We start from the raw sequence: 10,520 nt of genomic DNA on the forward strand, positions 1-10,520 counted from the left end.
CTTTGTGCACCTCTTGCATGAAGGCATGAAAATGCACCCGGCGCTTTTGCGCGATGTTGGTGGCTTCGGCGAACATGTCCATCAGCATGGATTTGCCGCGTCCAACGCCGCCCCACAGGTACATCCCCTTTGGCGGCATCACCGGCTTGGCGAAAAAACCCGCGAACAGACCCACCTTGCGGGTGGCGTTGGCCTCCAGCCAGACGCGCAACTCTTCAAGCTGTGCCAGGACCGCGTGTTGTGCAGGATCGGGCCGCAGCGTTCCCGCCGCCACTCGGGCCTCATAGATCTGGGTCAGTGTTTCGCGCATGGCTTGGCTTAGCGCGCCGGGAACCGTCTGGAAACCCTGAGCATGCGGTCAGAGCGGGGCCAGCATCAGCCCGTCTGGGCCGATCACCTCGGCGGCAAGCCCTTCGACCAAAAGCCGGGACCACAGACCGCGTTCAGGATGTGCGGCGGTTTGCGGAGCGTAAAGCTCAATGACGCCACCCGCGAAGGCCAGAAACCGGACCGGGATAGCCCCGTCGGCGCGGACAAGTTCAACAGCGGACATCAGCTTCGCGCCCTGCGCCTCGAAAAACCCCTGCATCGCAGAAATGTCGCGGCAGGGGATGCCAACGTGGTCATGGCCAATCTGCGCCAACGTGCCAATCTTGCGCTGGCACAGTTCGATGCGCGCACCCTCGGGGCCGCTGAGAAAGACATAGCGGATACCGCCATCCCAGAACTCGGCAATCTCGCCAACCCCTTCGGGCGTGATGCCAGCGTCAAGCATGGCGCCTTGCGCCTGCATTGCTGCCAGCGCCCGATCTATGTCCGGCACAGCAATCGCAATGTGATCAATACGGCCATGCGGCTCGGCGGTTTCAGACTGCACGATCCGCACTGCTTGCGAACCCGACCGAAACAGCCCGCCATCCGGCGCAAAGCCGAACACGCGGCACAGCAGCGAAGCACCCACATCAGCATGCATCAGGCTCAGTTCCGGGACCAGCATTGCCATCAGCGCCGCCCTAGCCAAAGACCATCGGATCAGGGCCGCACCGTGCACCTTCGTCAAGGGCGGCCATTGCGGCCATCTCCTCTGGGTTCAGGATAAAATCGAACACGTCAAGGTTTTCGGCAAGCCCCTCTGGTCGGGTGGACCTTGGGATTACCGAAACGCCAAGCTGCACATGCCAGCGCAAGATTACCTGCGCCGGACTTTTGCCGGTGCGGGCGGCAGCGGTTTGCACCGGCGCTGCGTCAAAGCTGCGGCCCTGACCCAAGGGCGTCCAGCTTTGGGTGACGATTCCCAGCCGGTCATGCAGATCGCGCAGTTCGGCTTGCTGCAGGCGCGGGTTCAGTTCCACTTGGTTCAGCACCGGCACGGTGCCAGTCTCGCCGATGATCCGCTCCAGATGATCGCCGTTGAAGTTCGACACGCCGATCGACCGCACCCGCCCGTCTTCCTTCAGTCGGATCAGCGCGCGCCAGGTGTCAACGAAAAGGTTGCGGGCGGGCGTTGGCCAATGGATCAGGCACAGTTCCACCGTCTCCATCCCCAGTCGCGCCAGACTGGCCTCGACCGCACGCAGCGTGGCGTCATAGCCTTGGTCATCGTTCCAGACCTTGGTGGTGACGAACACCTCGTCGCGCGGCACGCCGCTGGCGCGAATGCCTTCGCCTTGGCCCGCCTCGTTGCCATAAATCGCCGCGCCATCGACCAATCGATAGCCCGCCTGCAACGCCGCAGCGACAATTGCAGCCGTCGTCGCCTCGGGCACTTGCCAGATGCCAAGGCCCAGTTGCGGGATCATATGTCCGTCATTCAGTCGCAGGCGTGCGGGGGGCATGGTTCTTCCTTCTTCCGGCGCGGCGAGAAAGCGGCAACTGGCCGCCCGAAGCAAGAGGAAAATCGCACGCGCCGGGTATGCTATCGCCATCGGCCCGACAGATGCCCCAGCGTCATAGCCATGCCTAGGTGCGAAGCGGCCGGTTCAGCGCCGCCCTTCGGACAGACGAAAGCGCTGAATCTTGCCGGTCTGGGTCTTTGGCAGCGCCTCGGTAAAAACCACGCGGCGGGGGTACTTGTAAGGGGCGATCATCGCCTTGGCATGGTCTTGCAGCGATTTAACCAAGGCCGCATCGCCCACAAGCCCGGGCGCCAGTACAACATGCGCCTCCACGATCTGGCCGCGCTCGTCATCGGCCACACCAACGACCGCGCATTCATGCACTGCCGGATGCGACAGAAGCGCCGCCTCTACCTCTGGTCCGGCGATATTGTAACCCGCTGAAATGATCATGTCGTCTGACCGCGCGGCAAAGTGGAAGCGCCCCTCACCGTCCTGCCAGAAACTGTCACCGGTCAGGTTCCAGCCGTTTTGCACGTACTTGCGCTGCCGCTCGTCCGCCAGATACCGGCAGCCGGTCGGCCCTCGGACCGCCAATCGACCTACTTCGCCACGCGGCATTTCGTGCCCGTCTTCGCCCACAATCCTGGCCTCGTACCCTGCCACTGGGCGCCCCGTGCAAGCTGGGCGATGGTCCGTGAAGCGGTTTGTGAGGAAGATATGCAGCATCTCGGTCGCGCCGATTCCGTCCAGCATCGGCTTGCCGGTCTTGGCAATCCACTCGTCATACACCGGCGCAGGCAGGGTTTCCCCCGCACTCACCGCCGCGCGCAAACTGGACAAGTCCGCCCCCTCGGCCATCGCCTTCAGCATCACCCGGTAGGCGGTGGGCGCGGTAAAGCAGATCGTCGCCCGATGTTCTTCGATGATCGAGATCATGTTGGGCGGGCTGGCCTGTTCCAACAGCGCCGCCGAGGCGCCAAAGCGAAGCGGAAAGATCGCAAGCCCGCCCAGACCGAAGGTAAATGCCAACGGTGGGCTACCAACGAACACATCCTCTGGCGTGACCCCCAGCACCTCGCGCGCGTAGCCGTCGGCGATGATCAAAAGGTCGCGGTGAAAGTGCATCGTCGCCTTGGGTTCCCCCGTGGTGCCGCTGGTGAAACCCAAGAGTGCCACGTCGTCCCGCCCCACCGGTGGCGGGGTAAACCGCACCGATTTGCGCAACGCCACCCGGTCCAATTCCGCATCATGGTTCGCGGTGCCATCAAAGCCGACGACGGTTTTCAGGAATACCGATCCCTTGGCCGCCGCCACCAGATCTTCCATCAGCCGCGTGTCGCACAGGGCGTGGCCGACGCAGGCTTTGTCGATGATCTTGGTCAACTCGCCCGCCCGCAGCATCGGCATGGTATTGATCACCACCGCCCCCGCCTTGGTGGCCCCGAGCCAGGCCGCCACCATCGCAGGGTTGTTGGCGCTGCGGATCAGCACCCGGTTGCCGGGTTTTACACCGTAATCCTCCGCCAGCGCGTGGGCGATGCGGTTGGTCCAGTCCGAAAGTTCCTTGTAGGTGCGGCTGCGCCCATTGCCGATCAGCGCGGTATGGTCGCCAAAGCCGCGCGCAACCATCACATCCGTCAGTTCCACAGCCGCATTCATCCAGTCAGGGTAGCCAAAGGCACCGGCATTTATCTCTGGCCAGTCCTCGGGCGCGGGCAGGCTGTCCCGGGCAAAGCTGTCTGTGTGTCCCGTCGGCCCCAGTTTCATGCGCGCCCCTCCGGAATAACCGCGGTGGCCTCGATCTCCACCTTGGCGCGGTCCTCGACGAGCGCCACCACCTGCACCAGGGCCATCGCCGGATAATGCCGCCCGATGATTTCCTTGTAGACCGCACCCAGCGCCTTGAGGTTGGCCAGATACTCGGTTTTGTCGGTCACATACCAGGTCAGCCGCACGATATGCTCGGGCCGTGCATCCGCTTCGGCCAGCACGGCGACGATGTTGCGCAGCGCCTGCGCCACCTGGCCGGCGAAGTCATCGGTCTCAAAGACGCAGTCGCCGGTCCAGCCCACCATGCCGCCGGTGAACACCATCCGCCCGGTCGCCGCGACACCGTTGGAATAACCCCGCGCCGGTTTCCACCCCTTGGGGTGCAGGAATTCATGCATCCTCCGCCTCCGTGAATGCCGCTATCCGCTCCCGCATCGCTGCGGGCCAGGGCTTTGGTCGTCCGCCCGCTTCAACCCAAACCAGAACCAGTTTCGCGGTGACACGGTGGCTGGCGTTCGACCACGCCTCAAGCGTAATGCTCACCGAACTGCCGCCCAGCCGCGTCACCGCCAGCCGCCATTCCAGCCCCTCGCCCAACCGGCTCGGGGCATGAAACTCCGTCTCCAGCCGCGCCGTCGGCACGCCTTCGCCGGCCTGCATCATCATGGCAAAGGACCGCCCCGCCACCTCGCAGAAAAAGTTTTCCACCACCGAGTTCGTCATCTCGAAATAGCGCGGATAGAACACGATTCCCGCCGGATCGCAGTGATTGAACTCAACGGGAATCGTGCGGCGGTAGATCATTCGCTCGCCTCGGGCGGCAGGAAATCCACATCATGCGCGGCCGATGCGGCGATCACGGCGGGCACATCCGACATGTTGTGCAGCACCTCGAACAACGCCTCCAGCTTGCCCGCAGGCGACACCCAGAACAGCGCCCGCACCGGCTTGTCCGACTTGTTGAAATAGCCGTGCGGCACGCCACGCGGCATCCGCACCAGATCGCCCGCCTTCGCCGTGTGCCAGACCCCGTCCAGCTTCAGCTCCAGCTGGCCTTCCTGCACCAGAATGAACTCATCCTGGGTCGGGTGCACATGCACTGGCACGAACTGCCCGGGCTCCGAGTTCGTCTCAAAGGCAAAGCTCGCCTCGCAACTCGCTTTGGGAAAATACCGCTGTCCCAGAATGTTCAACTCGCGCCCGTGATAGGCCGCGCCTGCCTTTGTAATCCCACCGTCCAGTTTCATCTCACCCTCCTGTCACCCGCCCAGCACCGCGCGGGCGATAATGATCCGTTGCACGTCTGACGCGCCCTCATAGATGCGCAGCGCCCTGATCTCGCGGTACAGCCTCTCCACCACCGAGCCTGCGCGCACCCCATCGCCGCCATGCAGTTGCACCGCGATGTCGATCACCTCCTGCGCGGCTTCGGTGGCGTAAAGCTTGGCCATCGCCGCCTCTCGGGTGACCCGCGCCGCGCCCTGATCCTTGACCCAGGCCGCCCGGTAGACCAGCAGCGCTGCCGCATCGATCTTCAGCGCCATATCCGCCAGACGCCCCTGCACCATCTGCATCTCGGCCAGCGCCTGTCCCTGAATGCGCCGCGCCTTGACCCGCGCCAGCGCCTCATCCAGTGCGCGGCGCGCAAAGCCCAGCGCCGCCGCCCCGACGGTTGACCGGAACACATCGAGGACCGACATGGCGATCTTGAACCCCTCGCCCGTAGCGCCGATCAGGGCACCCTCCGGCAAATGCACATCCTGCAACCTCAGGGTTGCAAGCGGATGCGGGGCGATGACCTCCAACCGCTCCTCCACCACCAGCCCCGCCACATCCGCCGGCATCAGAAACGCCGACAGACCCTTCGCCCCCGGCGCCTCACCCGTCCGCGCAAAGACCACATAGACATCCGCAATCCCGCCGTTCGAAATCCATGTCTTCTCGCCGTTCAGCACCCAGCCGCCCTGCACCCGCTCCGCCGTCGTCGACGTTGCCGCAACGTCCGAGCCTGAGGCCGACTCGGTCAGCGCAAACCCCGCAGTCGCCGTTCCCGCCCGCGTCCGCTCCAACCACGCCCGTTGCTCCGCCGTTCCGAACAACGACACAGCCCCCATCCCCAACCCCTGCATCGCAAAGGCGAAATCCGCCAACCCGTCATGTCGCGCCAGCGTCTCTCGGATCAGGCAGAGCGTGCGCACGTCCAACGCACCGCCGGAATGCTGCAACCAGCCACCCGCGCCCAGATCCGCCACCAACCCCTTGCACGCGGTATCGACATCGCCGTGATCCACCGGCAGATGCGCCGCACACCACGCCTCCAGCCCCTCGGCCAAGGCGCGATGCCTATCCTCAAGGAACGGCCAACTCAGAAAACTCACATCTGCCATGGTTTCATCTGTCCACACATCGCCCGGGGTCTGGGGCAGCGCCCCGATCCGCCCTCAGTCCCCCGGAAACTCCGGCTTTTGCCTCGCCCCAAACGCCCGGTACGCCCGCTCGAAGTCTTTCGTCTGCATGCAGATCGCCTGCGCTTGCGCTTCCGCCTCGATCGCGGCCAGCAGCCCCATGTCCCATTCCTGCAGCAGTTGGGTCTTGGTCACCGCATGCGCAAACACCGGCCCTGCGGCCAATTGCTCGGCCAAGGCCAGGGCCTCGGCCTCAAGGCTCTCCGCCCCGTGCAGCGCGTTCCAAAATCCCCAGCGCTCGCCCTCTGCCGCCGTCATCACCCGCCCGGTGTACAAAAGCTCTGCCGCCCGCCCCTGCCCGATGATCCGCGGCAGCATCGCGCAAGCCCCCATGTCGCAGCCTGCCAGCCCGACCCGGGTGAACAGAAACGCGCATTTGGCCTCGGGGCTGGCCAGGCGCATATCCGCCGCCATCGCCAGGATCGCCCCGGCCCCCACCGCAACCCCGTCCACTGCCGCGATGATCGGCTTGCCGCAGCTCAGCATCGCTTTCACCAGATCGCCGGTCATCCGGGTAAAGGCGAGCAGTACCGCCATCGGGCTGCCCACCAGTGGCCCGATGATGTCATGCACGTCGCCGCCTGACGAGAAATTCCCACCGTTCGACGCAAACACTACCACATCCACATCGGTGGCCCCGGCCAGGGCGCGAAAGCAATCGCGGAGTTCGGCATAGCTTTGGAACGTTAGCGGATTCTTCCGCTCCGGCCGGTTCAGCCTGATCAGCGCCACCCTGCCCCGCATCTCCCAGATGAAATGCTCCGGCCTCAGCCCTGCCATCTTTGTCATCGCGCACCCATCCGTTTCAGGATCTCGGTCATAGCTTCAAGGTCTGTCTCGCTGACCCCGCTGAACAGCTTGCCCACTTCCGCCTCATGTCCCGCCGCCAGCCCCTCGAACGCGGCTAGGCCTTCCGGCGTCAGCGCTACAAAAACCGTCCGCCGATCTTCTTCCGATGGTGTTCGGCGCACGAAACCATCCGTCTCCAGCCGGTCGACCACCGTTGTCGCGTTGCCGTTCGACACCAGCAACATCCGCGACAGCTCAGACATCGTCACCCCGTCGCGCCGCCGCCACAGTGCAGCCATCACGTCAAACCGGGGCAATGTTGTGCCGTGCTTGACCCGCAGATGCTCGCGAAGGTGGCTTTCGGCAGCACGGGTTACACCAAGCAGCCGGATCCACATCTTCAAGCGGCGCTTGGAAAGCTCGCTCACGCCTCGCCCCCCGAGATTGCAATCGCCTGTCCATTGATCCCCTCCGACCCCGGCCCGCACAGCCACAACGCCGCTGCGGTAACTTCTGCAGGCTGGATCAACCGCCGTTGCGGGCTCATTGCTTCCAAAGCTGCCCGCGCCTCGGCCTGCGTCCGCCCGGTCTTTTCCGCGATCACCGCCACCGACCGATCCGTCATCGGCGTGTCGAGAAACCCCGGACAGAGCGCATTCACCGTCACCGGCCCCTTTGCCACCTCCAGCGCCAGCGACCGCGTCAGGCCGATCACCCCGTGTTTGGCCGCTGCATAGGGCGCGATCTTGGCATAGCCTTTCAGCCCGGCGGTGGAGGCGACCGAGATCAGCCGCCCCCAGCCCGGCATCTGCCTGAGGCCCGCCTGCAGCGTCACGAATACCCCCGTCAGGTTCACCGCGATCATCGCGTTCCACTGGTCCAGTGTCGTGCGCAGAAACGGCGCTGAATCCGCCGCCCCGGCATTGGCAATCACGACGTCGCAAGGCCCGGCCTCGGCAAACATCGCCGCGACCGACGCCTGATCGGTCACATCCGCCACCATAACCTGCGCACCTGTCACAGCCGCCACCGCCTCCAGCGCGTCGCGCCTTCGCCCCGCAATTACCACCGTGGCCCCCGCCGCCGCAAAGCCGCGCGCCAGGTCGGCCCCCGCGCCAGAGCCGCCGCCGGTAATCAAAACACGGTGCCCTTCAAGCACGGATCACCTCCGCCGTCTTGGCCGCCAGCCGCCGCGCCTGATCGCGCCCCGGCAGATAGGGAAGCGGCCAAGCTGTCGCCTCGTCGCCCGCCGCCACCGCCGCATGCAAGGTCCAGTAAGGGTCCGCCAGATGTGGCCGCGCAAGGCAAACCAGATCCGCCCGTCCCGCGAGCAGGATCTGGTTCACCTGATCCGCCTCGGTGATGTTGCCCACGGCCATCGTCGCAAGTCCCGTTTCGTTGCGGATTCGGTCGGAGAACGGCGTCTGGAACATTCGGCCATAGACCGGTTTGGCATCTGGCGAAGTTTGCCCCGCGCTCACGTCAATGATGTCCGCACCGGCACCCGCGAAGGCCAAGGCAATCTCTACCGCTTCCGACCCCGTGACCCCATCCGCGCCAACCCAGTCCGTCGCCGAAATGCGCACTGACACTGGCTTTGCCCCCGGCCACTCCGCCCTCATGGCGCCGAACACTTCCAGCGGATAGCGCAGCCGGTTCTCCAGACTGCCGCCGTATTCATCCGTGCGCGTGTTCGATACTGGGCTGATAAACGACGACATCAGATAACCATGCGCAGCATGAAGTTCGATCATATCAAAGCCACACTTCGATGCCATCTCGGTCGCCCGGACGAACTGCAACAACACCTTGTCCATGTCGTCGCGGTTCATTTCTTTCGGCACCTGATTGGCGGGCGACCATGGGATCGCCGACGCACACATCACTGGCCAATTGCCATGCGGCAAGGGCGCGTTATCCTCTTGCCAGCCCAGCTGGGTGGACCCCTTACGCCCCGAATGGCCGATTTGGCAACAGATCTTCGCCTCGGTCTCTGCATGCACGAAATCGACCAGCCGCTTCCAGGCCACCTCATGCTTTGGCGCGTAAAGCCCTGGACAGCCCGGCGTGATCCGGCCATGCGCGGACACGCAGGTCATCTCGGTGTAAACCAGCCCGGCGCCGCCCTTGGCGCGTTCGGCGTAATGCACGAAATGCCAGTCGGTCGGGCAGCCGTCCACCGCCTTGTATTGCGCCATCGGGCTGACGACGACACGGTTCTTCAACGCCATGTCGCGCAGCCGGAACGGCGCGAACATCGGCTTGCGGCCCGGCTCGCCCCCGGCTTGGCGCTGAAACCAATCCTCAGCCTCAGCCAGCCACTCCGGGTCGCGCAGCCGCAAGTTTTCATGCCCGATCCGCTGGCTGCGGGTCAGCAGAGAATAGGCAAACTGCACGGGCGGCATATCCAGATAGCGCTCGACTTCCTCGAACCACTCAAGGCTATTGCGCGCTGCTGATTGCAGGCGCAACACCTCGACCCGCCGCTCCTCCTGATAGCGCTGGAATGCCGCCTCCTGCGTCGGTTCCGAATGCAGATAGTCAGCCAGCGCGATCGCCGATTCCAAAGCAAGCTTTGTTCCCGACCCGACCGAGAAATGTGCCGTGGCCGCAGCATCGCCCATCAGCACCACGTTTTCATGATACCAGCGTTGGCAGATCACCCGTGGAAACTGCATCCATACCGCCGACCCGCGCAGATGGGCGGCGTTCGACATCAACTCATGCCCGCCCAGATGGGCAGCGAAAATCTTGCGGCACGTCCTGACCGTTTCCTCCTTGGTCATGTCCTCGAAACCCCATGCCTCCCAGGTCTCCGGCGCGCATTCTACGATGAAAGTCGCGGTGTCCTTGTCGAACTGGTAGACATGCGCCCAGATCCAGCCATGCGCGGTTTTTTCGAAGATGAAGGTAAAGGCGTCATCGAACTTGGCGTGCGTGCCCAGCCAGACAAACTTGCAGCGCCGCGTGTCGATGTCGGGCTGGAACACAGCCTCGTATTCCCGCCGCACCACGGAATTCAGCCCGTCGCCGGCCACCACCAGATCATACTCGCGCCGATATTCCTCGGCGGTCTTGAACTCTGTCTCGAACCGCAGGTCCACGCCCAATTGCCGCGCCCGCATCTGCAGCAGGATCAACAGCGCCTTGCGCCCGATCCCGGCAAAACCGTGCCCGCCCGACACCGTTCGCACCCCATTATGGACAACCGCGATGTCATCCCAATAGGCGAACTCCGCCCGGATCGCATCGGCACTGACCGGGTCATTCGCGTGCATTTTGCCCAGCGAGTCATCCGACAGCACGACCCCCCAGCCGAACGTATCACTGGCCCGATTCCGTTCCAGCACCGTTACCCGATGCGACGCGTCACGCAGCTTCATCGAGATGGCGAAGTATAGTCCGGCTGGTCCGCCCCCCAGGCAAAGGATATTCATGCGCAGGCTCCCTGAATTGTCTCAAGCCTGCCACTGCCCGAAAACAATTTCAAGCTTGAAATTTCTGACTTGAAATTTTGCGGTGCGGGCGCAAGATGCCGCCATGGAATTGCAAATCGAAACGCATCTTGGCTGGGTCTGTTTGACGCTCAACCGGCCAACGGCCAGAAACGCGCTGAACACGGCACTGCTGGAAAGTCTTGCGGCCATCCTGACGCGGC

Annotated in this window: 12 protein-coding genes; all 12 read right to left on the bottom strand. The window is 64.1% G+C overall.

The genetic code is table 11. The annotated features are described in order from the left end of the window. Nucleotides 1–310 (bottom strand): AFG1/ZapE family ATPase (gene zapE, locus RMO18_RS09635; RefSeq protein ID WP_309665537.1); only part of this gene is annotated, 310 nt, incomplete at its 3' end. A 48-nt stretch (nucleotides 311–358) separates the two neighbouring features. Next, entirely contained in the window at nucleotides 359–1,003 is a 645-nt protein-coding gene (locus tag RMO18_RS09640; protein ID WP_309665538.1) for a hypothetical protein, read from the bottom strand. A gap of 10 nt (nucleotides 1,004–1,013) precedes the next feature. Further along, nucleotides 1,014–1,835, bottom strand: a complete 822-nt coding sequence (locus tag RMO18_RS09645) for an aldo/keto reductase (RefSeq protein ID WP_309665539.1) — start codon at nucleotides 1,833–1,835, stop codon at nucleotides 1,014–1,016. Between the two features lie 144 nt (nucleotides 1,836–1,979). Continuing rightward, the gene (locus RMO18_RS09650; RefSeq protein ID WP_309665541.1) at nucleotides 1,980–3,605 is read right to left on the bottom strand and encodes an AMP-binding protein; all 1,626 of its coding nucleotides are present in this window, start codon (nucleotides 3,603–3,605) and stop codon (nucleotides 1,980–1,982) included. Next, nucleotides 3,602–4,006, bottom strand: a complete 405-nt coding sequence (locus tag RMO18_RS09655; protein WP_309665542.1) for a RidA family protein — start codon at nucleotides 4,004–4,006, stop codon at nucleotides 3,602–3,604. Before RMO18_RS09655 ends, RMO18_RS09650 begins: the two co-directional genes overlap by 4 nt. After that, nucleotides 3,999–4,412: a thioesterase family protein gene (locus RMO18_RS09660; protein ID WP_309665543.1), complete on the bottom strand. Its 414-nt coding sequence runs from the start codon at nucleotides 4,410–4,412 to the stop codon at nucleotides 3,999–4,001. The genes RMO18_RS09655 and RMO18_RS09660 overlap by 8 nt, the downstream gene beginning before the upstream one ends. After that, nucleotides 4,409–4,855: a cupin domain-containing protein gene (locus RMO18_RS09665; protein ID WP_309665544.1), complete on the bottom strand. Its 447-nt coding sequence runs from the start codon at nucleotides 4,853–4,855 to the stop codon at nucleotides 4,409–4,411. The genes RMO18_RS09660 and RMO18_RS09665 overlap by 4 nt, the downstream gene beginning before the upstream one ends. Nucleotides 4,856–4,867: 12 nt before the next feature. Next, on the bottom strand, nucleotides 4,868–5,995 hold the full coding sequence (locus tag RMO18_RS09670) for an acyl-CoA dehydrogenase family protein (RefSeq protein WP_309665545.1): 1,128 nt from the start codon (nucleotides 5,993–5,995) through the stop codon (nucleotides 4,868–4,870). A gap of 54 nt (nucleotides 5,996–6,049) precedes the next feature. Beyond that, the gene (locus RMO18_RS09675) at nucleotides 6,050–6,862 is read right to left on the bottom strand and encodes an enoyl-CoA hydratase family protein (RefSeq protein ID WP_309665546.1); all 813 of its coding nucleotides are present in this window, start codon (nucleotides 6,860–6,862) and stop codon (nucleotides 6,050–6,052) included. Further along, nucleotides 6,859–7,290, bottom strand: coding sequence for a MarR family transcriptional regulator (locus RMO18_RS09680; RefSeq protein ID WP_309665547.1), 432 nt, complete (start codon nucleotides 7,288–7,290; stop codon nucleotides 6,859–6,861). Before RMO18_RS09680 ends, RMO18_RS09675 begins: the two co-directional genes overlap by 4 nt. After that, nucleotides 7,287–8,021: an SDR family NAD(P)-dependent oxidoreductase gene (locus RMO18_RS09685; protein WP_309665548.1), complete on the bottom strand. Its 735-nt coding sequence runs from the start codon at nucleotides 8,019–8,021 to the stop codon at nucleotides 7,287–7,289. Before RMO18_RS09685 ends, RMO18_RS09680 begins: the two co-directional genes overlap by 4 nt. Then, entirely contained in the window at nucleotides 8,014–10,299 is a 2,286-nt protein-coding gene (locus RMO18_RS09690; RefSeq protein ID WP_309665549.1) for a bifunctional salicylyl-CoA 5-hydroxylase/oxidoreductase, read from the bottom strand. Before RMO18_RS09690 ends, RMO18_RS09685 begins: the two co-directional genes overlap by 8 nt. Nucleotides 10,300–10,520 lie beyond the last annotated feature (221 nt).

It is taken from the genome of Tabrizicola sp., from assembly GCF_031377265.1.
Classification (GTDB): domain Bacteria; phylum Pseudomonadota; class Alphaproteobacteria; order Rhodobacterales; family Rhodobacteraceae; genus JAUYQR01.